This window comes from Brevibacterium sp. FME17, from assembly GCF_014897515.1.
Classification (GTDB): Bacteria; Actinomycetota; Actinomycetes; order Actinomycetales; family Brevibacteriaceae; genus Brevibacterium.
On sequence record NZ_JABUYD010000023.1, the window covers coordinates 43,232 to 68,662 of the forward strand.

Below are 25,431 nucleotides of genomic sequence, written 5' to 3' on the forward strand. Positions count from 1 at the left end.
GTCCTCGTACGCGAAAGTTAGGAAAGAACAGTGACCCCCTCAGAACCCGTCATCATGGCAGCAGAACTCAACCTCCGAGGCAACTGGGACACCATCTGGTCAGCCATCTCCGGAGACTCTGATGTCACCAAGCTGCTTGGCATCTTCGGCACCATCATCGTCATCGCAGCCATTGTCGGCTTCATCTGGGCCAAGCGCCGCGGTGATGGTGGCGGTGGTGGCGGTGGAAACGCTCATCAGGGCCGGACGAAGTTCCTCATCGGCGCACTCGTCGTCGGCACCCTCATGGCCGCACCGTCGGTGATCCTTCCACTTGCTCTGGGTGTGGCTGACCTCGTCGGCAATGTCGGTATCCGCCTGTTCGAAAAGATCTTCTGACCGCGCAGGCAGGACCAGGCAAGCCCTTGCCCATGTGGGCAAGGGCTGACGAGGAGAAAATGGAGGTGATTGCTGATGGCCAGTACAGATGAGAAGAAGACGTATCCGATCATCTTCACTCTCACCGACCTCACGGGCAAGGAAGCACAGACTGGGCGAACAACGGTCATGTGGGGAACAGAAGTACCTCGCCGCTACGTCTACCTGGCCGTCGCTGGCTTCTTCCCCGGCATCATTGCCATGGCGATCACTGCCCCCCTCCTCGGGGTATACGCGTTTGGCGCATTTGCCTTCGTCATCGTCTCCATCATCGTCATGGTCGAGTGGCGGTCCCGCACCGGATTGAAGCAGCGGTTGTACAAGACGGTCTACGACTCAGTGACAGCCATTGAGAACGAGTTCATCCTGTGCGGAAAGCGCATCCCCGTCGCCGCCTACTCCCCCGGCGTCATCTACCGTTCGACTGTCGTTACTGATGTAGGCAACCGGGAGATGAACAAGGCCTCATCTATGCCTGGGCTCGGTTCGGGAGACATCGATGAGGTCCACGACATCTTCTCTGATCTTGTCGGCGACGAGGATGCTCAGTCCATCACTCGGCGCAGCACCGAATTGCCCCACTTCAAGGCGACTCCTCCTGCCAAGCCTCGCAAGTTCGGGCGACGAAACCCTCATGCCCCCAACGCCGACGAGGTCGAAATGGCCGCGGTCGCCGGCCACCTCACAGTCTCTGAAGTCAGTGACCCCGGCTTCGATGGGCTCGAGCTCGACGGCCCGTTGCCGGAGCTGTCGGCCGACACGGAGACACCCGATCCCCCGCCACGGAAGAAGCGCGGGAAGGCCAAGAAGACCTCAACCTCGGCACCCGCCACTCCCCCAGGCACAACCGATCTCGGACGTGTCGACGACGCTCTTGAAGGGTTCCTGTAAGTTATGGCGTTCGTTCCCCGCACCACGCTGGATCTACCAGCACCGAAGGCAAAGGCCGCGCGTTCCACCGCAGCTTCAAAAGCATCCGGCTTTGATTTCAGAGACCGGCTCCTTCGTGCTCTCCAGTGGTCACTGCTCGGGGCCGTTCTGCTCTCATTCATCATCGGTGCCGCACCCTCGGCTGATACACCTGAAGACTGGATCGGAGGAGACCTCGCTGACACCTCGGGCCACCGGACCTCGATTCAGGCCTCCAGCGACTTCATCCTGGCAGCCGGTGATGACAAAGATGACCCGACAAAGGGAGGCTGGTACGAGAACTGCTTCGCTGAGCCCGACCTCAAGGATCACAAAGAAGGCATTGTCGATGATCCAGGGTGTGTGAAGACTGTCGGTAAGAAATCGTGGACCGAACCATGGCACCAGTTCTTCTCAGACACGTCCAACAAGGAAAAGCTGGGCTCCCAGACGTGGAGCTCACGTCTCTTGCCTCTCTACCGCTGGGACAACGCCACCACGACCATCTTCAACAACGTTGCCGGCAACCAGATGTCGAACGCCCAAGCAAACTCGCACGCCATCATCAACGGCGGTGTGATGGCTGTGGGCAACGGCGAATTCTCGATGACGACCACGTTGGCCCGCACCGCCTCAGACTTCGATTTCCTCGACGTTGCCGGATACTACGTCGACCTGTCGTTCGCCAAGATCGGAGAAATGCTCCTCAACGGCTTCGTCGGCCTCACCGTCGTTGCCGCCATCGTCATCGCCGCCTGGCGCTACTACCGGCGCGGTGGGGCGGGTGTGAGCTTGTTTTCCCTCCTGCTCAAGCCCCTCATCCTCGTCGTCGTCTTCGTCGTCCTCACCTCCGGAGCTCAAGACACAGTCAAGGATGGGAAGACGAATGACGCGAAACCTGGCACCGGCTCCCCGTGGTGGGTGGGCAAGACCCTGACCACATCCGTCGAGACGCTGGCTGACCCAGTGCAAGGATTGGTCACAGAGACGCTCGAACCCTTCCATCCCAACTCCGAGGACGGTTACCACGAGAAGGTCAACTCGTGCTGGGCCCAGCGACAGTCCATGCAGGATGCCTACAAGCACTATGCCAAGAAGGCCGGTGGCAACGCCTCGACGGCTCAGACGATCTCGGCGATGTGGGAAAACACGGGTCTCATGGCGTGGATGACCTCGCAATACGGTACAGACATGGACACGTACGAGTCTCGAACCTACTGCCGACTCCTCGACGACCTCGGGAATATTCCAGCCAATGAGCGATACCTCGCCCCGCTGGAAGACCACGATCTAAAGCCCACCAGCTTGTCGCCGTGGGGGAGCTACCCCGACCCGCAGGAGCGCTCGACAAGCCAGTTCATGTGGGCTGCGTGCACCCTCGACGAGGATGACAACTGGTCACTCAGTGCTGCATGGAAGCGGGCTCTGGGTAAGGACGCAAAGCACATTAATTGTGACGACTGGTATAACAAGGCTGCGAGTGACAAATCGCTACCGGAAGCGATTACACCTTCCACCGAAGGTCAAAAAAGTATCTCAGAACAGTTCGGCGCCGACCCTGGTGTGAACAGCTTCGTCCAGCGCTTTATGGGTTATGACCGCGGTGGATTCCAGACCATGACGCTCTTCTACCTGCTGGCAGCGACCTTGACCATGTTCGCATTCGGACTCATCTCGGTCCTCATCCTCGGGGCAAAGGTTATGCTCGTCGTCGCACTCATTGCCTTGATTGCAGCCATCATCAAGGATGTCCTGCCGTTTGCGATTGCTTCGGCAGTCAAAGAGACCGCGTTGACGTTCGTCGGGGCCACGATTGTGTCTGTCTTCGCCTCGCTGATCTTCATTGTGGTGACCATGATTGCCTCGGTACTCACGGCAGGCGGACTCGAGCTTTTGGGACGCGGATCTTTGGCGGCGATGCTGTGGACCGGTTTTGCTCCGATCCTAGCCATTGTGGTCTTGCACATCATGTTCAAGAAGTGGTTCAAGAAACCGTCTCCGTTCACGCCGTCTGGCGCGATGGCGTGGGCAGGTGGCAAGCCAACCGGCGAAGCCTTCGGAGAGGGAGCGAATGCCTTGACCGGTGGCGGCGAAGGAGGTGGGAAGGGCGGCCCTGGTGGTCGCAACCCGCTTTCCGGACTGGGGTCGGGTGGTGACAAGGGCTCTGGCGACATTCCCAACAGCAACCGCGGTCTCGATGGCGAAGATGGAATGGATCCCAAGGGTCTGTCGGGCCCGAAGACCCCCGCAGTGGCCGGCGCTGGTGCTCGTGGTCTTGGCGCCGGAGCAGATGGGACTCGCGGGCCCAACGATGCCGCGAATGCGAGCATCGATGACACTCTGCTGCCTCCACGTACTCCGATGTCATTTGGTGAGGCCAAGTCCAAGCGAGAGGGCGACGAGACGGCTCGCAAGGAGGCTAATGCAAACAACAAGGCGATGCGTCAGGAAACCAAACGTGCCCGGCAGTTCGAGCGAAAGGATGCCAAGCAACGCGAGACTATGCTCAAGAACTACGCCAAGGAGGATGCCAGCAGAGGCATCGCCGGAGCGAAGTCCGATGCCAAGGACGCGCTGAAGGCCCGCGAGTCTTCAGGACTGCAAAAGTTCAAAGAAGGTCAGGCCATTCGCCGAGATCGTCGAGCCGCTGTCGACTCTCACAAGGAAATGAAGTCGCATTTGATGAACACCGCAGGCAGTGCCGCAATCGCCGGGCAGCAGGCGTCGGCGGCTAAAGCTGATGCCGGCATGACTATGGCCAGCATGGCCCAGCAGGCCTCAGCTGGGGTCATCAATAGTGATATGCCTGGACCGGTCAACATCAACGAGGTTAACGCGGGCGGAAATCGCGATCACCAGATGGATCCGCGGGCGTCGGAGAACACTCGTCCAGACCAGTTCGCCGAAGACCAGTTCATCGATGCACAGGAAGGTAAGTACTTCGACGATCCATATGCGGACATTCCAACGACCGGTGAGGCAATGTCGGGTGGAGCCCCAAACGTCAACGGTCCGCCCGCTGGCCCAACTCAGCCGGTCCAGCCCCAACAGCCGGTGGCCCAGCCGCAACCGATCCAGCCGGATTCGCAGCCGGTCCCTGAACCCCAGCCGGATTCGCAGCCGGTCCCTGAACCCCAGCCGGAACCGCGAGCTGAGCCGATTCCAACACCCCAGCCACCTCGGCCGGCAGAGCCGCGGCGGGAACCTTTCAAGCCGGAATCTCCGGTCGTGGGTCGTCCCGCCCGTTCATCAATGACACCAGATGTAGGAGATATGCCACCGAAGATTTGAACCCAAAGCCGTGATAAATTGGCGAAATCAAGAGATTACATGGGAGGAATCATCTTGGCATTCGTCATGGCACAGTTGCCACCAATATCAGGATTCGCCGCACCCGGCACGCATGGGTGCGGCGAATCGTCGTTGTCGCACATATGCGCAGGTCAGCACCAAACAGGATGCCGAAGGATTGTGGGTCCGACGTAAAACTCGGGCATGAGGGTTATCCCAACACTTATTACGTGATTTCGCGCCGACAAACAAGCACTGTTGACTATTGAACAACCGAGCGTAGTCAGTCTGTAGTCACCATAGACCTAACAACTTCCCGTCTTATCATGTGCCTAGAGAGGCTGTGTGACGGTCGACCTGCGACAAAGGACAAATGATGAAGTACACGAGACCTGTAGCTCTGACCGCGACAGCACTAATGCTGGCAGCTCTGACAGCGTGCGGAGGTGCCGGGAAGATGCCCGAGGACCATCGGCAGGCCTTATATTGGGCAGTCGAGAACTTCACAAATGGTCATTCTGACGAAGTGGCAGAGGCGATCCCGCCTCATGATATGTCGGGGAGCAACTATCTCGAAGACATCGGAAATGGAGTTGTCGGCGAAAAATCGAAGTGCAAGCCCGATCCTGACACGGTGAAAGCCAACGACGAAATGGTGTCTGTGACGGTTTCCTGTGAGGACCCGCTGCCGGGTGGTCAAGGGTTGGAGAACGGCCCCGAAGCCAGTCTCTTTATCGATCAGCAGGGCGTCATGAACGACTTTCAGTTCGAAGAGGAATACATAGACCCGAACCCACCACAGTACATACCCTGATGTCGCCAACATGACATCTCACCATCATCGCTGCACTGCCCATCGTTACACGAGCATAGAACGACACGGAGTGTGCGCTAACTCAATCGGCAATTCGCACAAGCGCAGGGGGCCTCAACGATCACTCAAGGCCCCGATCACGGTACTTCTTCGGGCGCGCCTCCATCCCTCAGAACCTGACATCGAGACGCGTCGTTGAGCATCGGCGTTTCGAGGAAATTGAGCAAACCAGAATAAGAGCAGCCATGTCCGTGCAGCGCGAAATTGGGGCGGCTGACGATATACAGAGATGAGGAAACTCGCATATGAAGAGACGACTGCACCGCCTCAGCGGGTTATTCCTGGTGGTCGGGGTGAGTGCCGCGTTGTCGGCATGCGCCCAGGGCCAGAGCACTAAGGCTGCCTGCCAGGTCGTGATGGACAAGGAGCGCGCACTGAACGTCAACGCTAAGACCAGCGTTCGGGAAGCTGTCGCGTCCATCCTCAGGGGTGACGACGCCGGAGTGTCGGAGTACTTCGTCACCACACACGACATCATTGCGAAGGTGGGCGAGGACGTGAACAATGAAGACCTTGTCGGAGAGCTCGAGAACTTCGGCGAGATCTTGCAAAAGGCCGAGGACGAACTAAGCGAGTTCGATCCTTCGAAGTTCGCACTCGGCGGTAGCGGAACGGTGCGAGAGCTCTATCAGGTCCAGGATGCCCAGGACAGACTCACCGACGCAGTCCAGGGCGCCGTCGACCAGATCACGGAGCTCTGCGGCGAAGGTTAGATCCCGAGCCCGCTCCATGCTCCTGATGCAGGTTCACGACCCGAGGGGCTGGCAATCGACGCACAAGGTCCCGCACTACGCGCCTCTTCAGTCCAGCCTCTATCCCTCAGGATCGGACAATTGACCGCCCCCAACGAGCAACAATGTTTCGAGGAAAATTGAGCAACACAGAACCAGGGCAGCCGCCGACAGGCCGCATAGCCCATGGATTGAGCCCTATGGTGGGAAGAGATCCACGCGAAAAAGGACGGGTGGCTTCCCCACTCGAACTGCTCTTAGATCTAACATTCGTCGTCGCCATCAGCACATCTGCATCGCAGTTGGCCGAAATGACCAGTGCAGGGCATGTGGCTTCTGCAATCGGAGCGTTCGTCCTCGCCTCATTCGCCATCTGTATCGCCTGGATCAACTTCAGCTGGTTCGGGTCGGCCTTCGATACCGACGATTGGCTGTACCGGATTCTGACTATGGTCCAGATGATGGGCGTCGTAGTCTTTGCGCTCGGATTGCCAGCAATGTACCGGTCGGTCGAGGAGGGTCATCACCTCGACCTGCGCCTGATGGTGATCGGCTATGTGGTGATGCGTATTGCCATCGTCTTCCAGTGGTGGCGGGTGGCCCGATCCGCGCCGCAGTACCGCAAAGTCGCCCACTCCCACATTAGGTGGACCGTGTTCATCCAGGTCGCATGGGTTGGTCTGTCGTTCTCAGGTCTGCCGACTCTCGTCATGGTGCCACTCTTCCTCATGATAGGAGTCTTCGAGCTGCTCCTGCCCATGATCACGCAGGGTGCAGCCGATGGTATCCCATGGCACCCTCATCACATGGCGGAGCGATTCAGCCTGTTTGCGATCATCACGCTAGGAGAGAGCGTCGTGGGGACTGTGGCTTCGTCGTCGGGGCTGCTTGGCGGCGCCGACGGCCTGACCTGGACGACCAACACGGTTGCCGTCGTCATCGCCGGTGTGGGACTGACCTTTGGAATGTGGTGGGTCTATTTCGCCACCCCGTTCGGAGAAGTACTCCAGCATCGCAAGCGTCGTGGGTACTTGTTTGGGTACGGCCACATTCCGCTATTCATCGGTACTGCCGGTGTCGGGGCCGGATTGCATGTCGCTGGGCTATATCTTGAACACGACAGTGCACTCAACGAGACGACTGTGGTGTTGGCTGTGGCTGCGCCCGTTGCCTTGTATGTAGCGATGGTCTACATCCTCCACACATTATTGTTCTTCTCCGGAGGCACGTTTCACGCCGTTCTCTTAGGCACCACGCTGGCGATTCTCGCCGCGACAGTCGGTATGGCAGCCCTCGGAGCACCAATGTCGGTATGCCTGTTACTGATCATGGCGGCCCCGTTTGTCACCGTTGTCGGCTACGAAACCATCGGCCACACACATCAAGGGCAAATGCTTGCAAAGCTCGATGAAAAGGCTGAGTGATCGGTCTCGTTGGATACCAGCCACCTGACACCAAACTCTTTTGACAAGGCTTGACAAGATCCGAGATAATGGGTGTTGAAACTACTAAGGCCTGGAGGCTGATCGCCGTGAACACGAAAGACCGCTATCGCAAGGCTCTCAAGCGTCGAGCAGTCAAAATGGTCGACGATCTCATCGAATCTGACGAAACCTCAGACTACTCCGAGGCAGCGGTCGAAGTGAAGATCCATGCGATGCGCGATGCCTTCCAATCGGCTGGCCGAGTCAATGATCGCATTGGCCCGTTTTACACGTCTGGACGAGTTGAGAGACTGCTCGGTGTCAGTAGGCAGGCTGTGTCAGAACGAGCACGGAGAAACAGGCTCCTGCGTGTGACTACATCCGATGGGGTGAAGGTCTTCCCTGCCTTCCAGTTCACTGCCACTGGTGTTCGATCCAACTTAGTTCCTGTGATAGAAACACTCCTTAACTCTGGTGCCGACCCATGGACTGTGGCCTATTGGCTCACTGCGCCGATGAACTCCTTTGACGGCAGGACCGCGGTGGAAGTAGTCGGTGACGGTGCAGACGCTCGACGCCGGCTGCTAATGCAGGCGGCGGATGACGCCGCTTCCTGGCGGACTGAATCTGCATGAGTCAGGAACGAGCAGAAAGCTCTTTGTCACTACCCGATCTCGACGTGGATTACTCTGAATTCCCAACCTTCGAGCATAAGGATCGGCTGCGGTGGTATCGGGCCCACCAGGGAGAGCAGTCTCCTTGGTGGTTTTCCAGCAGCGTTGGACGGTTCAATCTCTTCAGCCCGAGAGGCACATTAAATCTCGGATCGTCCTCGACGACAGCACTCAGGGAGAGACTCGGTCCAGTCCTACTTGGCAGCCGTGAAATCCCAGAGACCGCGCTGACTGGCGTGGAAGTCTCATGTCTTGAAATACCCCAACTGAGCGCCGCCGACTTTCTTCACGAAGCAGCGGCGTCTTTCGGGGTGTTGGCCGCAGACGCATCTGCGCCGATGGACCCCACCTACACAATCACTCGCCGTTGGGCCCACACTTTCGACAGAGCCGGAATGGGCGGTATTCGCACCCGCTCACGATGCGGCGCCGGGCGCGACCCTCAATGCCTCTTCATGTTTGGCAGCGAGGGCGAACATGAGCTCGGCGACATCCTCGACAGCGAATCAGCCTCTGCAAACACGATCGTTGCAGACATGGCAGGTTACAACGTGGAATCCGTTCCAGATTCAGGATCAATCGTCATCGACCCGTGAGCTTGGTGGCGCCGATTTGCGACGATCTTTCGAGCTTTCTTCATCCGCGCCAGCGCCTGCTCCCGGCTTTCTTCGTCGTCGGTGTAGTCACTCATTTCAGCGATTGCCTCGTGCTGCTCAGCCTTCCGCTGCTCTTTGTATTCGAGGACATCCGCCAAGCGAACGCGGCGGTGTGTATTGGGCTTCTCAAAGGGGATCCTGCCCTCGTCGAGTAGCTTCACGAGCGTTGGGCGCGTGACTCCGAGAATCTCGGCCGCCTGCTGCGTTGTCATCGTTAGAGAGTTGGGAGTGATGGTGACTGCCATGCCCGATCGCATTGCGTCCACAGCTTTGACCAGGATCTCGTAGATCTCATGCGGCAGCTCTACCTGATCTCCTGCGTCTGGTCCCGAGAGGTAGAAGCGAGGTTCAGGCCGAGAGCCAGTCTTCGCTGCGTGAGCTTCGATGAAGTCGTAAACCTCACCTGTGCCCTGGTCCCCTGGCACGTAGAAGGTGTCCTGCGCTGCTGCACTCGTGCTCATGATGTCTCGATTCTCGATTTTCGTTTCTTGCGTTTTACCCATCGTAGACCGTCGCCAACTCCCGCGTCTACCGAATCCTTCGCAAGTTATACGTTGAGCCCGACACAGATTGATCAATCCGTGTCGGGCTCTGCGTCTAAGAGCGCTTAGCTCGTGGCCTTCATGAGCTCGTCGTCGAGCCGGTCGAATTCCTTTCGGATATCTTCGACCGTGAGGACCTCATAACCGCGCCGACTCGGCTCTGCCTCTTCGAACTTGGTCTTCCATATCTCGTGGGAGCGAGTCTCACACACCAGGTCGAGCCCACCCTTGTGCGCATTCTGCTGAATCACTGCATCAATAATTTTCTTCTGATCGGCACTCAGATGGGAGTCGTCAGGATTCCCGTGGGTCCATTCCTCGAGATAGTGCAATCCACGATGCTCCTGATAGAGAGAGTAGACAACGGGGCCATAACGCCATGCACGGATCTCATCGTTGAAGAGAGGTCCCCGAAGCCATGCCAGGCTCCACCCCTGCGCAAGATAACAGAGCTTCTGGAGCTTGATCGCCTGGATTCGCCCGGTCTTCTTGAGGATGTAGTTTGCTACATCATGAGCATTTGTCTGTACCATCGTGCCCCTCTCAAACTCGCCAGTTAGGCCAACACTAGCCGCAGCCCCTGACATGGCTCGTCGGCCAAGAGAACAACTTGGGGCTGAAACCTTACAGTCAGGCGTCCTCGGTTGCGGGGATCTCTTCCTGGGCTCGACGCTTGTGCGCGACGATCTTTCAAGCTTCCTTCATCCGCGCAACTGCGAGGCCAGGGCTCTCTTCCATCTCGTCGCCGTATTGTCCCAGGGCCTCAAGTGCTCGGTATTGCCACGCTTTCCGCTCGTCTCGATACGCCAGAACATCGAGGAGGGTAACCCGTCGGTGAGCGAAGCGACCGTGGGAAGGAATTTGGCCGCTATCGCTGAGATTGACGAGGACCTGCAGTGCGACGCCGAGAATCTTTGCCGCGTGTTGAGTGCCAACGACTATTGCAGTTAAGCGCCACCGATATTACCTTTCAGCGCCCACGGATCGCAGCGCTGCGCGGCGGCTCTAATGGTGGTGGGGCTCTCGGCGCGCCGGCTCCCCGCCGTCTTGTGGCTTTGAACGCGTGGGCGAATGAGGCAACTGAGGTCTCGGCGTAGTTACGGGCCCCAAATTGATGGGTGCGGTTTGTCATGATGTAAGAGACTCCGATCTCCCCACTGAAGAGGTTAGCGTCTGCAGATATCCACGTGGCGATGCTCTTGACAATGAGGCCAGCGTCACATGCGGCACCATCACTGGTCACACTCACGTCACCGGTGCTCAGGCCCAGGTTCGCTTCGGGAAGAGCGCATCAAGACTGCCCGACGGGCCCGGAATATCACCAAGCCCGGTGATGATGAAACGCTGCTCACCTCGCCCCAGCTGTGGTTCGTGGTTACGGACGAGCTTCGATACGAGTCAGATAGTTCCGGATTATTGCAATGTACTCGCTGCGAAGCGGCTCCGACTCGAGATATCCCATATGCGCGACGCCGGTCTGGGTGATGTGTTGGGAATCAGAAATTTTACTTGCAATGTCTGCGAGGTGCACAGGTACGCATTCGTCAAACTCCCCACCGAGAACCAATGTAGGAACCCGAATCCGTTCCAAACTCTCGAAGATATCCCATTCCGTAAGAGTACCTGTGACATGGTAGTCAGACTGTCCAATCATCGTCCGGAACGTGAGCATGCTCATGCGATCCGAGTCGAGGTTTACGGGAGAGGTCCGTACCACGCACGCCCGTAGGTACTCTTCTTGGGCTAGCCAATAGTCGGGATCGTCGGTCTGTCCCCGGAGCTCACGGCCATATGTGCGGTCAAGCACGTTGCCTGGAAGTTTGGCCATCAATTCTCGGGCTTCCTTTTGGAACCGAGGTATGCTCGCCACACCGTTGGCACTAATCAGACTTGTCCAGTTGGGCGCCCGCTCGGCGGCATATTGGAGGCCAAGCATCGCACCCCACGAGTGCCCATAAACGTGCGGACGGTCAAGACCGAGACCTTCAATAACGGCGCCGAGTTCGTCAAGGAAACGATCCACAGTCAATAAAGACGTGTCGTTGATCGGATCAGAACGTCCGACTCCAAGTTGGTCGTACCAGATTATTTCGCGTTCCCGCGCGAGTGGCTCGAAGGCCTCGAACAATGGATCACTTGGATAGCCCGGTCCACCATGAACGAGTACCAGCGGCACACCACCACTACCCATCCTGCGATACCAGACGTCTCCTCCCGGCACAGATATATACCCTTCAATCATGTCAACCTCGTATTCAATCAAGTGTCATATACAAACCAACGGGCCGAAGCCCAGTCATCCAGCCTTGCACCGGAACAACATTTCCCAGAAGTTGAGCTTCTACCCCATCAGCGCAGGCGCTGTAAATTTCAACATGGATGTTTCATATCCTGAACGCTTAGCAGGACACGAACCCGGGCGGTCAGAAATAGGGCTTCAAATCAAGAAGGTCCAACTTCACGTGCTCTTGTTAGTAGCCGGGTTGTTCACGTCTGGTGGCTGGTAGGCAGACTCCTCAATTCTGTCGATCAGTCCATTTTTGAACCGAAAGTACATCGTCGCCATTACGTCGCTGCGAGAGCCGTCAGCCATCGCCAGGTGGAGCACCTGTTGTTGAAGGACCTCGTCCGGCTTCTGAAACTGTCGGATAACGTCGTAGCGTAACGAATCGACGGCCGCGACAAGTGGTCTGAGCTGTTCGATCTTCTCGTCAACCGACTGGTCTCCGCGACCGTCGTTGTGCCACATAGTTGCCGTCTCTGTACACAGGGCCCGCATACGTTCGAAGTCGTACTCTTCCAGACTACGCAAACACTCCATTGCCGTCTCCCCGATATTCTGAACTGTCATTCGATCGTGCCTTCCTTATTTCTCGCCGAAACGAGGTATTGATAATGTCTGCGACTCGAGGAATAGACGCCACCGCCGACCATCCTGATCTGGGCGCAACTGCACCTTCGTCCACGGTGCCCTCTGGCCGTGCCTTCTCGGCCACGATTCGAAGTTTAGGGACAGGAACTTCGGAATATAAGTCTTGTTTTTCTCAAGCAGTGAGAGCAGCAGGCCTAAAATGCCAGGTCACGACAGTTCCTGCTCGCCGAATGCAGTCGCCTACTCGGAACAGTTCGACGAAGACTGTGCCGACGTCACCCCAAAAGGAAGCCCGTCTCGCTAGCGCTCGGAAGTTGGTCGCAACCAAGGGGGCAGAATTTTTCCGCCAGGAGGCGACGGCGAGGAAACGGGAATCCCAACAGGCCGCTCACGCTTATCGGGCGATCACTGCCCGTGTGGAGGGCCTCGTCGCCACCCGTGACCGGGCTCGCCAACAGTCACCGCCGATCTGGCCGCGGCCACGACCGACTAAGCTACGCCGAACCGTGGCGTTGGCTGACAGGTAACGGTGTTCGTTCGCCGCAGAATGGCGGCATCGCCATTCGCAGGCAAAAGTGTGAGTTAGAACCTTAAATGACTTGGTCTTCGCGGCCCTGCGCAACCACTGAGCAAAGGCGACCGTGCTGCCGTCAAATTCTGGAGTGAGCCCTGCGAGGACGTACACCGTTTACAGTGCAGTCGATGTCGACAGTGGCACATTTGCAACTGTGGCGACCCGCACAACGTTCCCTCACCGAAAAACAAACGCCTTTGACCCTGATCATCGGTCCGTGACCACCAAACAGTGGCGTCCTTTGACCGGGAAAGAAGTCGCCCCAACTCCTCCACCCACACATTAATGTTGGCACCTGTTAGTAACAAGCCAATCGGACTTACTAACAAACCATATGGTCTGTTAGGCTGATTTACGTGAACACCCCATCTATCACTCCACCTAGAGCCGGTGCCAAGGAATGGCTCTCGCTCGTCGTGCTCATCCTCGCCGTCATACTGCTGGCCATCGACGGCACAGTTCTCTATATGGCGGTGCCCGCGCTCACCGCCGACCTCGCGCCGACCGCTACGCAGATCCTGTGGGTCGGCGACATCTATTCGTTTGTACTAGCAGGTCTCCTCGTGACCATGGGTAACGTGGCTGACAGGGTCGGGCGCAAGCGGCTGTTGTTGATCGGCAGTATGGCGTTTGGTTTGGCTTCGGTTCTGGCTGCTTTCGCACCGTCTGCGGAAGTACTGATCGCTGCCCGGGCGTTGTTGGGCATCGCTGGCGCCACCATCATGCCCTCGACATTGTCGATCATTCGCAATCTCTTTCATGACTCAATCCAGCGGACCAAGGCCATCGCTTTCTGGTCGGCCGGGGCCATGGCCGGCGGCGTAGTGGGGCCGCTGGTCGGCGGTGCGTTGCTGGAATCCTTCTGGTGGGGGTCGGTATTCCTGATCAACGTGCCCGTGATCGGGCTCGTTGTTGTGTTGGGTATCTGGTTGCTACCGGAGTCTAAGAATCCGCATGCCGGGCGGATCGACCTGTTGTCCGCGGTGCTTTCGGTGCTGGCCATTGTGCCGGTGGTCTATGCCATCAAACATGCGATCGGCCAAGGACTGGACTGGTCAGTACTGGCTTCTTTACTGATCGGGGCCCTGTCGGGGTGGTTGTTCGTGCGTCGCCAGCGCCGGCTGCAAACACCATTGGTTGACATCAGTCTCTTCCGAATTCCGGCGTTTAATGGAGCCGTGGCGTCGAACACACTGTCGATCTTCGCGTTCTTCGGGTTGTTGTTCTTTTTCTCCCAGTATTTGCAGCTGGTACGCGGCTATTCACCATTCTGGGCAGGCATGGCCGAAATGCCCGCGACCATCGCCTCAGTGGCCGTCATCGCAATCGTGGGGTTTGTCCTATCCCGACTGGGTTTGGGTCGCGCTATTGCTGCTGGTTTATTGATCGGAGCGATTGGGTTGGCCACCCTGGGGCTGAGCGAAAGTATGCCAAGCTACGTTGGAATGGGGATCTCCCTGGGAGTCATCGGTCTTGGTACAGGGTTGTCGATGACGTTGTCCACGGATGCCGTAGTGTCCGCAGCCCCGCCAGTGCGTGCTGGCGCCGCGGCCTCTATCGCCGAAACAGCCTACGAGTTGGGCATCGCACTGGGCATTGGGGTGCTTGGATCCATCCAAACCGCAATTTATCGTGCGAGTCTGCATGTACCTGCAGGGACACCCCCGGATGTCTCTGCTTCGATGCAAGACTCGCTGGCCAGCACGGCCAGTACGCTGGGCACAAAAGATGCCGAACTATTATCCATCGCTCAAGATGCTTTCACCCACGGGATGCAGATTACCGCGTTCGTCGCGGCAGTACTGCTGGTAGTCGCGGCGTTCATTGCCTGGCGTCTGATCCCATCCACAACTGGCAAGGACGATTCCCATGCAGGACACTGAACACACTGCCACCCGTGACAAAGAACGCACTCGCAAGGCACTCATCGATGCCGCCACCCAACTCATCGCTGAACATGGTGCAGGAGTCAGTTTGGCGGACATCGCAGCTCGAGCTGGTGTATCCAAAGGCGCGCTCACCCACCATTTCACAAGCCGCAGCGCTTTAGAAGACGCGATCCTCTCCGACGGGGCACAACGCTTCTGGAATGAAGTACATGCCCATGTGGACTTGTCAGAGAATCGACCGGGCAAGTTATTGCGCGGCTATATCAGAGCCCTGACCTCCAACAGCGACGTGATGTGGGAGATCTGTTCGCCCACCTTCCTGATTCTGGTCATCGGGGGTGAACGACCTGTACAAAAGTTCCTTGAGAAAGATGCCCACGCCTGGCGAGAAGCCTTCGCCGCCGATGGAATCGAACCAGCCACCTCGTTGATGCTGCGATTCGCTGCCGAAGGACTCGCGACAGCCACAGATACTCCATACCTCACGGCAACCGAGCTCAAATCCGCTCGTGAGCGACTCCTCGAAATGACAGAACCAACCCAGAACTTGTAGTGGGGCAAAGTCATTCACGATACGATTTGAGAGCAGCTTCGCGGAGAGGCCAACGGGATCGATTTCTGCGGCATCGGTAAATGGCTCAGGACACCTTCAGCGAAAATTGATGAACGGACAGCGGTGGCGCCAAAGCCGAAAGTCGGCCGCTTTGATCGTCCCGCAACGGTACGTGGCAGTGTTCTCGCAGTGCTCAACAGTACCATTGCGCGTCAGTCGATCGGCTTTGGGAAACGTTCCGTGGTGAGCTCTGGGTGAGAATCGGTCGTCATAGCAGCATTCTGGATGCGCTAATTGCTGGATATCTGGATCTAAAGGTTTGTAGCAGCCCAGACTGCGAGATCATCGAGAATTGGCTGGATCGCGTCACCCTGCGGAGACAGTGCATATGTGATGTGACTCGGTCGCATGGAGGCTTGTGCGCGCTCGATGAGTCCTGCATTGGCAAGGTCGCCGAGTCGATCTGAGAGGACGGAGTCCGTAATCGGGCCAACCGAACGGCGCAGATCTGAGTACTTCATCGGCCCCTCACACAGGGCGGCAAGAATTTGCCCGTTCCATTTCTTGCCAAGAATGCCGAATGCCGACGGTAGACCGGAGTCCCGGACGGCACTCGCTAAACCCGCTCGATTCGACATGCCCCAAGCATAGCTTTTCTTAAAGTCATCTGCTAGCTAATCACTAGTACTTTGCTTTTCCTAGTACTAGTGATTTACTAGTGATCTTGCCCATTCGGCGGTCCCAAATTCCGCCACCCATTCCGCCATTATGCAGTCATCCTATGGGCAAGATCACTCGAAGGAGAACTGGTGCCGAAAGAGATCGCCTCGCCGCTGGATACACGCCAAGCCGCTATCACTGAAGAGCAGGACTACCTCAACGCGACGCTGGAGCGTCGTGCAGAAATCCTCCAGTATTTGAATGCCGAGCTGTCCACCTCAGTCGACGATGCGGTTTCCCATGCCCGCCATCAAGGTATGAACCGGCAACGCACAGAGCTGACACACGCCGAGAATGGGCTGATTTTCGGGCGTCTCGACTCTCTTGAGGGAACTCCTCTCAGGATCGGTCGAGTTGGTGTTTCAGACGCGGCGGATGGTGCTGATCCGATGGTCATCGATTGGCGCGCACCTGCCGCGCGGCCGTTCTACATGGCAACGCCCGTCGAACCACTGGGGCACGCTCACCGAAGACATATCCGCACTACGGGTGACACTGTTGTGGGAGTGGACGACGAACCTCTCGATGGCAATAGTGCTAGCGGACTGGTTGGTGAAGGCGCGCTGTTCAGTGCACTCTCGCAGCGACGCACGGGTGAGATGTCCAGCGCCGCGGCCACTTTGCAGCGTGAACAAGATGAGATCGTGCGCGCCACCGCGCATGGGCCCCTCGTGGTGCAGGGCGGTCCTGGCACGGGAAAGACCGTTGTTGCGCTCCACCGCGCGGCGTACTTGCTCTTCGCGAATCCTCAACTGGCCACGCGAGGCGTATTGACCCTCGGGCCATCTCGTCGCTTCCTGGACTACATCTCCCAGGTTCTCCCCGCCTTGGGTGAGACAGCTATTGTCGCGGCAACCCCGGACACGCTCCTGCCTGGAGTCACTGTCACGGTGGAAGAGCCGCGCCTGACAGAGGCCATCAAGGGTCGCGCCCTGTGGCAGTCAGCCCTGTCTCGGTACGCCGTCGCCCAAACCCCCGAAAGTGCTCCGGTTGCCCTCGACTGGGAAGGGGAACGATACGAGATCTCCTCGTCCATGGTGGAACGCCTCATCACCACTGCTATCTCTGGTCGGAGCTACCACGCCGCGCGGAGGTGGTTCCATGAGCAGATGCACGACCGGCTTGCCCACGCTATCGCCGAGCGTCTCGAGGATGCTTTCGCGCGAATCGACGAAGGCCTCGAGGATGTCGTGCACGCCCGAGTCAACTTCCAGGAGGTGGACGGCGGCAATGAGGGCAGCGAGGCCGACGGCATACTCACAGACGAAGAACTCGACAAACTTCGCGAAGACATCGCAGAAAACCCCCGAGTTGCCGCCGTCCTCGCGGACTTCTGGCCCATCTTGGACCCGAACGAAGAACTAGGCCGGCTGATGGGCGACGAAGCCATGCTTCAGAAGTTCGTTCCGGAGCTGAACGATGCCGAGCGACAAGCAGTCATTACAACGAAGGGCGGATGGACGAGCAGTGATATTCCCCTGCTCGATGCAATTTCGCACTTGCTCGGCGACACGACCGTCCACCCCAATTCTGAGACGTTCCTCTCCGAACGGGCCGCGTCACGCCGGGACTGGATTTACGGACATGTAATCGTCGACGAAGCCCAAGAGTTGTCTGAAATGCAGTGGCACATGGTTGCCCGCCGAACTCCACAATTGTCCATCACCGCAGTCGGCGACATCGACCAGGCGGAAACGCCACATCAGCACACGACATGGGCTCAGGCCGTCGACGCAGTCTTCGGTGAACGCTGGACTCAAGCAAAGCTCACGATCGGATATCGTACTCCTGCAGAAGCCATGGCCCTTACCGGCCCCATCCTCCAAAATGCCGGCAGCGTCAACGAACCACCGAACGCTGTGCGCTTTTCCGGAATCGAACCCTGGGAACGCAGCGCCAACGAATCTCAACTGGTCACCGAAATCTCACGCGCGTTCAAAGAACTCACCGAACGTTGGGCTGGTGGCACGGTCGGCGTCATCGCCGCCGCACCACGGGTCCCCGCACTGCAGCTTGCACTGGACGGTATTCCAGTGATCACGGCCACTCAATCGAAGGGCCTGGAATGGGACGCGACTATCGTTATCGATCCTGCCGGCATCGCAGCAGAACCTCGCGGCTGGAACAGGTTATATGTAGCACTCACTCGATCCACTCAGGAGCTGTGCAGGATCCACGTCCTCTAGGCATGTGGGACAGTAAACATTTTCGCTGGGCAAAAGCCGAATGCAACCAAAGTCCACCCACGATTGGAAATGAGAAACATACGTGTCAGCAACCCCACAAGCCGGTCCATCCAAGACGGTGCGGTCCGGTCATCTTACGAATTGCCCTCCATTCAACCGCGGCCAAAGCGCTACCGCCTCGACGACCCAGCTTGAGCAGCTGAAATTCTACGAGGTCTCAAAGCTGACCGGCGACGGACCTGATTTGAAAGTCCTCCAACTGAGCTCACGTTTAATACAACCCCGCCTGTCCGGCTCCCTCACGGTTCTATGCCGCGCGGATGTGTTGCCACAAAGAACGATGCTCTGGCTCCCAGACCTTCTCGGCGGATCTTCGTCGATCCATCCCGGCTTGGTGATCGCCTCTGCTGCTCCGCGATGCAAAGCGTAGACGGAGTAGCGAGTGCGTTCACCCTCGTCGCGAGGTGAGAACCGGCCGCCAGGATATGACAAGAGCTTCGACTTCAAGTGAACCGAGACAATGTCAAACATCGCTCCATCCTTGCGAACTCGCACCTTGAGCACCAGTCGGCCCATCTGCTCGATGGTTTCGCCCTTGTCGTTGATCTGGACTGGTGAAAATCCCTCTGGAAAGTCGACGATCTCCTCGACCTTCGTAACCGCCGACCGGGAAAGGAACCCGACGCGGATTCCGCGTCCGTCCGGATCCGCAAGCACGGTACGCCAAGTCCTCTGAAGCTTGCCCGCAAGATCTTCGAGCGCCGCGGGGTCACCGACCTCCTGAACCGCAAGTACGTCTGGACCGAGATTCGTGATCGTCTCGGCCAGAGATTCGAGTTTCTTCTCATACTCTGTCGAACTGTCGGGTCCTGAACCTTCTCCTGGCCGGAAAAGGTTCTCGAGATTCCAAGTGCCAATGGTGACCATGCATCCCAGCATGACGCTCCGATATGAATTGCGGACAAACATGCGCTGAGTTTTCCTCGCACGGGTCAGCGGCGCATTGAAGTCACGATTTAAGGAGACCGGCAACCATTCATGCGACGCTAGATCTGGGACATTAACCGCGATAGCGCCATCGACGCAAAATGAGGACCAAGGGAATACCTGCGACTACGACCGTCAGAGCAGGAGCCGTCGGCAGCGCTGCTACAGCCATACCTGCCGCTATTGCTGTAAGTAAACCGTCGAGGGCCCACATCGCTCTCGTCAGCACCATCGGATCCCCCATCGGCGAAGGAACCGACGTGAGGAATTGGACCGGCATCGGACCTTTCAATGCGCTCATGAGTATGGAAGCAACTGTCAGGACTGACAAACCGACCGATGACACTAATACCTGAAGAATCGATCCGCTAGTCAGCTGTACACCGATCAGACCACCGATCGTGGTGACGACACCACTGACCACGATCGGAAAGATCGCATGAACACTAATGAGAAAACGATCACTGATACCGTACAGAGGAAGATCCGAGACCTGAGCAGCACCATGCCGAAGGCCATCGGCAAGGGGGCCTACGCCCATATAGCTCAACGCCCCGGCACCGAGTCCGAGTAGGGCAGCTAAAGGTCCCAGCGACGACCCCAACCCCACAAGCAAACCGGCGCCTAAGACGCAAACGAGGCTGGTCAATAGTCGGATGGGACTTCTCAGTGACGCGTACAAATCACTTATGGCGATGGTGATCCAGACGTGACGCGACGGCCGCACCGCTTTCATTCTCCGAAGCAACCGTGGAGGCTCCCGATAGATTGAGGAAGCCTGGCCAAACTCCATAATAAACACCTGCGCTTGTGCCTGCGCCAAGCGAATAGAGCGTTTGAGCAGATCATCAAATCGCTGAGCCTCAAGCATGCGAGGTAAGCAACATACTCCGACCACAGCAAGCGCTGCCCAAGTTATCAACGCGATGACCGTTCCTGGGCCACTGGACAAAATTTCGGCCGGCCATCCCTGCCACAGGCCAGGGACGAACAGAACACAACCGCCCACCAGCAGTAGTAGAATCGCGGACACAGCGGAAGCTCGCGGAAAAGTTTGGCTCGTGACCCAAAGACAAAAGACGACGGTGGCCGTGCAGATCCAAGACACCACGACCAGCGCCGCGTCCAGGGCAAAGATGATGTCAGTCGTCCACATGCTGGCGGCGACCAGAATAGACGCCGCTGTCAACATCCCCAACACCCACGACGCCGCGATTAAAAGCGGACGCCGATACGTTAAGAGTCGAGGAATATCACTACCGGCCAGAGCATATGTGAGAAACGGGGGCAAGGTCGCGGGGCCCTGAAACCGGCCACCCCAAAGAGCTGTCACGCAAACAATCACAGCGACTGCGAACGCCGTTCGTTCTGCCACTGGTGAAGCGAGAACTGAACTGGCAGAAGGTGAAACCAGGGATAAGAATAAAAGGCGAACTATTGGTACTAGACAAATAACAGACAGCAGAATCACAGCGTAGATAATGAACCCCACGTCGCGCCGAGGTTCGGGGTGGTCGCTGTCAACCGTCCTGTTTCTCCAGATCGACATCGCCGCGGAGTACTGCGACCTCACGTCGTTACATCCAGACTGAGGACACGGTCTCCCAGGTCATCAGCCAGATGAGAGCTGTGCGTGGCCACCACAACGGTGACGCCATCGTTTCTCAGTGCCTGAAGAACATGAGACACAATACCCAAGCGCTCATCATCAAGTCGTTGCTCGGGTTCATCGACGATCAGAATGTCGAACGGTCGCGCAAGCACAAGACTCAATCCGAACAATTGGAGTTGTCCGGACGAAAGTTCATGAGGAAAACGCAAGGAGAGTTGTGATAATCCGAGTTTGTCGAGGACGCTGGATGCAACATCGTCAGCATCTGCAGACCGCGGGAACCACGTGGTCGACACAAGTGCGACATGGTCGCGGACAGTGAGGTCCGAGGACATCGGGGGAAGGCCGATCATGGCAGCGACCGTGCGGCGAAAAGCTCGACTTCTCGTATCCGGCACGCTGCCATTGATCAAAACCTCACCATCTGTAGGAGGCAGGGTTCCTGCGAGTACGCGAAGCATCGTTGACTTACCCGAACCATTGTGGCCGCGGATCACTAGAGCCTCTGCCTGTGAGAGTGAGACCGTAGTGGGTCTCAACAGAGGTACCTCTCCCGCAAAAACACTGACGTTATTGAGTTCGATCATAAAGCGACTGTTCCACCATCCTGCATGGTTCGTTGTGACAAAATGTGTCCCCCAGGGGACGAACCAACGTCCTGAAGCAAACCGTGACTATGAAGTGATGCGATTGGCCGGACGTGGGCTTCAACCAACGCCGTCACCTTCGCGTGATGCATCAATGAGCTCATTTGCCATGGCGATGGCACCCGGGAGGTTGAATCCAGTCTCTTGAGAGTCCCGGTCCGTGGCCTTGATCCCAACGACAGGCGGAGCTGTAGTCACGTTTGGCCGTTCATGCAGAATATTTCGCCAATGCTCGATGACGGAGTTGGTCACGGGTATAGCTTCGCACAGGATGATTGGGAGATTGGTGACTTGCATCATCATTAAAGCTGGCGAGTCGCTGCGTCCCTGCGCCAGTCGCATCACGCTGTCTAGGCTCGCGGGGAAGACAATGATGCAGTCTGAGTCTCCTGTGCGTCCTTGCCTCCAGTCTTCACTCTTGGCATCGTCCCATTCGTCTTCCCATACGTGTCCGTTGCACAGACCTGCAATTGCGTCTTTCGTCACGAAACGCGAAGCACCTCGAGAGATTGAAGCGTTGACCACGACGTCCTGGTTGATATGTCTGAACCAGTGAATCCACCAGGGAACGAGCGCGGCTCCGATCGATCCTGTGATGTGCAGATGCACCTCAGCGCCGTGGTAGACGCCATATTCGCCGACATCGGTTGTCATCCTCGAACCCCTTCCGTATTGACGGCCAGCCACTGCGAGACGAGGATCGGCTGCATACGTTCGCCCTCAGACGCCGATGGGACATAATTCATCAGTAGGTATTGAAATCGTGGACCAACAGAGTCTTTTATCAGCCCCCGGCAGGTATCTGCGACCAATTCATAGGGGAGACTTTTGAAGATCCAGTCGAGTCCCGCGTAATTGTCTCGCATCACAGTCAATTGTTGCATTGCATCGAAGAGGGCTTTCGGGCCGCGACTTCGTGGATTGATGAGGACATTAAAAACACTGTGATGGACGGGTGGGGTGACATCTTTCCAATCGCTGACCAGTGTCCCTTCAGCGTCCCGAGTACGCACCAGAAGGTGTACGTTCTGGTTGCCCGGGTTGGGCGCGAAAAACCTCCAGCCTGGCACGGACCACCCACCCACGTAGGGACGCATATCCAGATTGTAAGGATCTGGTGTATTTTGCAATGTTGTAGCTGCAATGTGGGCCCCGATGGCCCCGATCGCAGCGATGCCAAGCGCAGTGCTCACAATTTTAGATTCCACTGACGACTTCCCTTACGATCGCCGCGACATGCTTCGACTGTGACTGATAGCCGATGATCGACCGATGAGACGACTCTTCGACGAGTTCGTAAGGTGCAGAGAGCTTATCCGCAAGAGTTCGTTGCTGGTCGGCGTTTTCAGCCGAGGCAACGACAACACGTGGTGGCCCGCTCACAATCGATTCAGTCACTCTGGTGATATCGGTATCGAAGTACTCCCGAATTGCCCTGTGGATATTTTTCGGAGCAAACGCAAACTGTACAACCCCACTCTGCTCATCAGGGGCATAAGCAGATTGCCTCGCCACCGTGTGAGGAACAAAGTTGTATATCCCCGTCAGCGCAACGAACATCGAACCACACTGCGACTGGAGGTATTTGGCAGCTCGCTGACGATCGCTGCGGTTAATGTGCAGAAGCTCAGGATCGGTACCATCAACGAGGACGACTCTGGAGAGCTGGCGACCCCGCAGCTCTCGGTGAAGATAGTCTGCGATTTTAACTAGACCGAAGGAATGACCGACCACCACGATCGGGCCATTGGATTCAATATGGTCAAGAAGAGCTTCGATGATGTCGCCTGAAAGGAGCTTTGTCGTACTCAACCCGTACCCTCCCCGATGGTAGGAAAGTACGTGGAAATCGTTTGAAAGCTCTTCAGATACCCAGGTCCACGCCTCCAACGCACTGCCGAGGCCAGCTTCGAAGATGATCACCGGAGCCGTGTTTGAATCAATATCGTGGCGTTTCGGAGCGCTCCATTTGAACTCGACACTTCCATCATCGACCGGAAGTTGAGAAGTACCTTTGAGCCCTCGTCTGCGTTCGATATCTCTCTGCCTCAAAGTGGCTCATCGTAATTGAGAGTGTAGAACCGGTCTGAAGCCACCGGACTCGAGCAGACACCTGGCGATGTAGTGGGTGATGTTACGGAACCCCAGAGCAGACCCGCGGAGGTGTTCAAGCCTGCCGTTGATCGCTTCAGTCGGACCATTGGACGTTCCCGGTCGGCTGAAGAACGCGAGCACATCAGCAGCTCGACGCTTCAGAGTCCTTCCCAACCGTTTGAGCTCAACCAGCCCTGTCGGCAGTTTCGTCGTCAGTGCGTCGATGACCGTTCTCAAGAGCTTCTTGCCCTCGTTCCGGTCGGCGATTCGGTAGGCGTTCACAATGTCTTGGTAAACAGCCCAGGTGACTTCGACTTCGGTGAAACTCGAATCGGCGAACAGGCCCGCGATCCTCTCCTGCTGCTTGGTCGTGAGCAGATCAGCGCCTGTGTGCAGAGTCCTCCTCGCTCGATACAAGGGGTCTTTCGCTCGTCCACGATGGCCAGTTGTCTCCTGCTGAATACGACGACGAACATCATCGAGAGCATCACCGGCGAGCTTGACGACGTGGAAGGGGTCCATGACTTCGACAGCGTCGGGCAGTTCCTCAACTGAGGCTGTTTTGAAGCCGGAGAATCCGTCCATCGCGACGACGTCGATGCCATCACGCCAGTCCTTCGGACGGGCTTTCAACCATTGCTTGAACACCTGCTTCGAACGGCCAGCCACCATGTCGAGCAGACGTGCTGGGCCTGTGGCCTGGCTGATCGGGGTGAGGTCGATGATGACGGTGACGTACTTGTCGCCACGCCGGGTGTGCCGCCATACGTGCTCGTCGACGCCGATCACGGTGACCCCGCCGAAACGGGTCGGGTCGTTGATCAACAGCCGGCGACCTTCAGCGAGGATTGCGGAGTTCGCGGTGTGCCAAGACACGGCAAGTTTGCTTGCGATCACGGACACGGTGTCGTGGTCGATGACGAGAGCACGCAGCGCCCAGTCGAGGCCGGTTCGAGAGATCTTCGCTCGTGGTGGTGCCGCAGCTGTAGTGTCTTGACGCCATACGCGGCCGCACTCGACGCATTTGTAACGGCGGAGGCGAATATGAAGCGTGGTCGGCCGGTGGCCGAAGGGTTCGTGGGCCAGCTGGCGGACGACGGTGTCGCGAATGATCCCGTGGCCACCGCACCGACGGCACCAGTCATCAGCAGTGTTGGGCCGGCATTCCAGGATGGCCCTGTGCCCGGTGATGTGCTGGCCGATGCAGGCGAGGTCGAGGGTGTCGAGTCGGCAGAATGTCGTGAGGTCAGGGGTCGAGAAAGTAGGCTTGGCCATGTCGAGGTCTTTCGGATGGACTGTGTGAGAACTTCCATCATCGGAAGACCTCGACGTCTATCCGGGCAGCGACGCGCCGTGTTCTGGAATCACCGATCTACACTCTCAATTACGAAGAGCCCTCAAAGTCGCCGCGTGCACTCCACTCATGTAGGTCACGACGGCAGCAGATCCTAGCGCCGAATACTCGAGTTTCGACAACCTCTTCTCCCCCCGTTCTGAGCTGCGAATCACGTACTTAACGGCTGCATGGGAACCGGTGAAACCCCACACGAATCGCGGAAGCTCCATGATGGCAGCAACTCCCAGGTGGAAAATCTTGACGACACTGAGGCCGCGGACTCCCCATCGTGCGGGTAAAACGTAAATGAGCGGAAAAGTAAGTTCCCAGATCGGGGTGACCCAGGTGGCACCTTTCATCAACCAAGCAGAGGGGACTGATGCAGGGTTTGGTGACATCTAATCTGGCTTGTACACAAGCAAGCCTGGAAGGATAGACACCAT

General features: G+C 57.5%; 22 protein-coding genes. 10 read left to right on the forward strand and 12 right to left on the reverse strand.

Features of this window, described 5'->3' with window-relative positions; genetic code table 11:
• Positions 1-30: 30 nt before the first annotated feature.
• The 7 genes from INT40_RS16940 to INT40_RS16970 all read left to right on the forward strand — a co-directional run bounded on the left by INT40_RS16940 (position 31) and on the right by INT40_RS16970 (position 8,916).
• Complete coding sequence (locus tag INT40_RS16940; RefSeq protein WP_143924337.1) at positions 31-378, forward strand: hypothetical protein; 348 nt, start codon at positions 31-33, stop codon at positions 376-378.
• A 75-nt stretch (positions 379-453) separates the two neighbouring features.
• A complete protein-coding gene (locus tag INT40_RS16945; RefSeq protein ID WP_193072876.1) occupies positions 454-1,308 on the forward strand; it encodes a hypothetical protein in 855 nt (284 codons plus the stop codon).
• Positions 1,309-1,311: 3 nt separating this feature from the next.
• Positions 1,312-4,617 (forward strand): hypothetical protein, encoded by a 3,306-nt coding sequence (locus tag INT40_RS16950; RefSeq protein WP_193072874.1) that lies wholly within the window; start codon positions 1,312-1,314, stop codon positions 4,615-4,617.
• A 373-nt stretch (positions 4,618-4,990) separates the two neighbouring features.
• The gene (locus INT40_RS16955; RefSeq protein WP_193072872.1) at positions 4,991-5,431 is read left to right on the forward strand and encodes a hypothetical protein; all 441 of its coding nucleotides are present in this window, start codon (positions 4,991-4,993) and stop codon (positions 5,429-5,431) included.
• 305 nt (positions 5,432-5,736) lie between these two features.
• On the forward strand, positions 5,737-6,204 hold the full coding sequence (locus INT40_RS16960; protein WP_193072869.1) for a hypothetical protein: 468 nt from the start codon (positions 5,737-5,739) through the stop codon (positions 6,202-6,204).
• Positions 6,205-6,455: 251 nt separating this feature from the next.
• Positions 6,456-7,646, forward strand: coding sequence for a low temperature requirement protein A (locus INT40_RS16965; protein ID WP_319020941.1), 1,191 nt, complete (start codon positions 6,456-6,458; stop codon positions 7,644-7,646).
• Positions 7,647-8,277: 631 nt separating this feature from the next.
• Positions 8,278-8,916, forward strand: a complete 639-nt coding sequence (locus INT40_RS16970; RefSeq protein ID WP_193072865.1) for an RES domain-containing protein — start codon at positions 8,278-8,280, stop codon at positions 8,914-8,916.
• Here INT40_RS16970 and INT40_RS16975 read toward each other — a convergent pair.
• The 4 genes from INT40_RS16975 to INT40_RS16990 all read right to left on the reverse strand — a co-directional run bounded on the left by INT40_RS16975 (position 8,865) and on the right by INT40_RS16990 (position 12,369).
• Positions 8,865-9,437: a helix-turn-helix domain-containing protein gene (locus tag INT40_RS16975; protein ID WP_193072857.1), complete on the reverse strand. Its 573-nt coding sequence runs from the start codon at positions 9,435-9,437 to the stop codon at positions 8,865-8,867. The genes INT40_RS16970 and INT40_RS16975 overlap by 52 nt on opposite strands.
• A 146-nt stretch (positions 9,438-9,583) precedes the next feature.
• On the reverse strand, positions 9,584-10,051 hold the full coding sequence (locus tag INT40_RS16980) for a Panacea domain-containing protein (RefSeq protein ID WP_193072856.1): 468 nt from the start codon (positions 10,049-10,051) through the stop codon (positions 9,584-9,586).
• An 842-nt stretch (positions 10,052-10,893) separates the two neighbouring features.
• Positions 10,894-11,781: a proline iminopeptidase-family hydrolase gene (locus tag INT40_RS16985; protein ID WP_096161381.1), complete on the reverse strand. Its 888-nt coding sequence runs from the start codon at positions 11,779-11,781 to the stop codon at positions 10,894-10,896.
• 195 nt (positions 11,782-11,976) lie between these two features.
• On the reverse strand, positions 11,977-12,369 hold the full coding sequence (locus tag INT40_RS16990; protein WP_096161382.1) for a nuclear transport factor 2 family protein: 393 nt from the start codon (positions 12,367-12,369) through the stop codon (positions 11,977-11,979).
• A gap of 951 nt (positions 12,370-13,320) precedes the next feature.
• Here INT40_RS16990 and INT40_RS16995 point away from each other — a divergent pair.
• Positions 13,321-14,847 carry an MFS transporter gene (locus INT40_RS16995; RefSeq protein ID WP_193072854.1) on the forward strand — a complete coding sequence of 509 codons (1,527 nt, stop codon included), beginning with the start codon at positions 13,321-13,323 and terminating at the stop codon, positions 14,845-14,847.
• Positions 14,834-15,406, forward strand: a complete 573-nt coding sequence (locus INT40_RS17000; RefSeq protein ID WP_096161369.1) for a TetR/AcrR family transcriptional regulator — start codon at positions 14,834-14,836, stop codon at positions 15,404-15,406. The genes INT40_RS16995 and INT40_RS17000 overlap by 14 nt, the downstream gene beginning before the upstream one ends.
• A gap of 311 nt (positions 15,407-15,717) precedes the next feature.
• Here INT40_RS17000 and INT40_RS21400 read toward each other — a convergent pair whose 3' ends face one another.
• Positions 15,718-16,044 (reverse strand): winged helix-turn-helix transcriptional regulator, encoded by a 327-nt coding sequence (locus tag INT40_RS21400; RefSeq protein WP_096161370.1) that lies wholly within the window; start codon positions 16,042-16,044, stop codon positions 15,718-15,720.
• Positions 16,045-16,215: 171 nt separating this feature from the next.
• Here INT40_RS21400 and INT40_RS17010 point away from each other — a divergent pair, with 171 nt between their 5' ends.
• The gene (locus INT40_RS17010) at positions 16,216-18,312 is read left to right on the forward strand and encodes a HelD family protein (protein WP_319020940.1); all 2,097 of its coding nucleotides are present in this window, start codon (positions 16,216-16,218) and stop codon (positions 18,310-18,312) included.
• Between the two features lie 207 nt (positions 18,313-18,519).
• Here the strand turns inward: INT40_RS17010 and INT40_RS17015 are convergent, their stop codons facing one another.
• The 7 genes from INT40_RS17015 to INT40_RS17045 all read right to left on the reverse strand — a co-directional run bounded on the left by INT40_RS17015 (position 18,520) and on the right by INT40_RS17045 (position 24,927).
• Positions 18,520-19,239: an endonuclease/exonuclease/phosphatase family protein gene (locus tag INT40_RS17015; RefSeq protein WP_133066601.1), complete on the reverse strand. Its 720-nt coding sequence runs from the start codon at positions 19,237-19,239 to the stop codon at positions 18,520-18,522.
• Positions 19,240-19,372: 133 nt separating this feature from the next.
• Positions 19,373-20,491 carry a hypothetical protein gene (locus INT40_RS17020; RefSeq protein ID WP_133066602.1) on the reverse strand — a complete coding sequence of 373 codons (1,119 nt, stop codon included), beginning with the start codon at positions 20,489-20,491 and terminating at the stop codon, positions 19,373-19,375.
• 377 nt (positions 20,492-20,868) lie between these two features.
• Positions 20,869-21,498, reverse strand: coding sequence for an ATP-binding cassette domain-containing protein (locus tag INT40_RS17025; protein ID WP_193072852.1), 630 nt, complete (start codon positions 21,496-21,498; stop codon positions 20,869-20,871).
• Between the two features lie 120 nt (positions 21,499-21,618).
• The gene (locus INT40_RS17030) at positions 21,619-22,212 is read right to left on the reverse strand and encodes a CypD family RiPP peptide-cysteine decarboxylase (protein ID WP_193072849.1); all 594 of its coding nucleotides are present in this window, start codon (positions 22,210-22,212) and stop codon (positions 21,619-21,621) included.
• On the reverse strand, positions 22,209-22,766 hold the full coding sequence (locus tag INT40_RS17035) for a DUF5819 family protein (RefSeq protein WP_193072847.1): 558 nt from the start codon (positions 22,764-22,766) through the stop codon (positions 22,209-22,211). The genes INT40_RS17030 and INT40_RS17035 overlap by 4 nt, the downstream gene beginning before the upstream one ends.
• Positions 22,756-23,610, reverse strand: coding sequence for an alpha/beta fold hydrolase (locus INT40_RS17040; RefSeq protein WP_193096556.1), 855 nt, complete (start codon positions 23,608-23,610; stop codon positions 22,756-22,758). Before INT40_RS17040 ends, INT40_RS17035 begins: the two co-directional genes overlap by 11 nt.
• A gap of 6 nt (positions 23,611-23,616) precedes the next feature.
• Complete coding sequence (locus tag INT40_RS17045; RefSeq protein ID WP_193073267.1) at positions 23,617-24,927, reverse strand: ISL3 family transposase; 1,311 nt, start codon at positions 24,925-24,927, stop codon at positions 23,617-23,619.
• Positions 24,928-25,431: the final 504 nt, after the last annotated feature.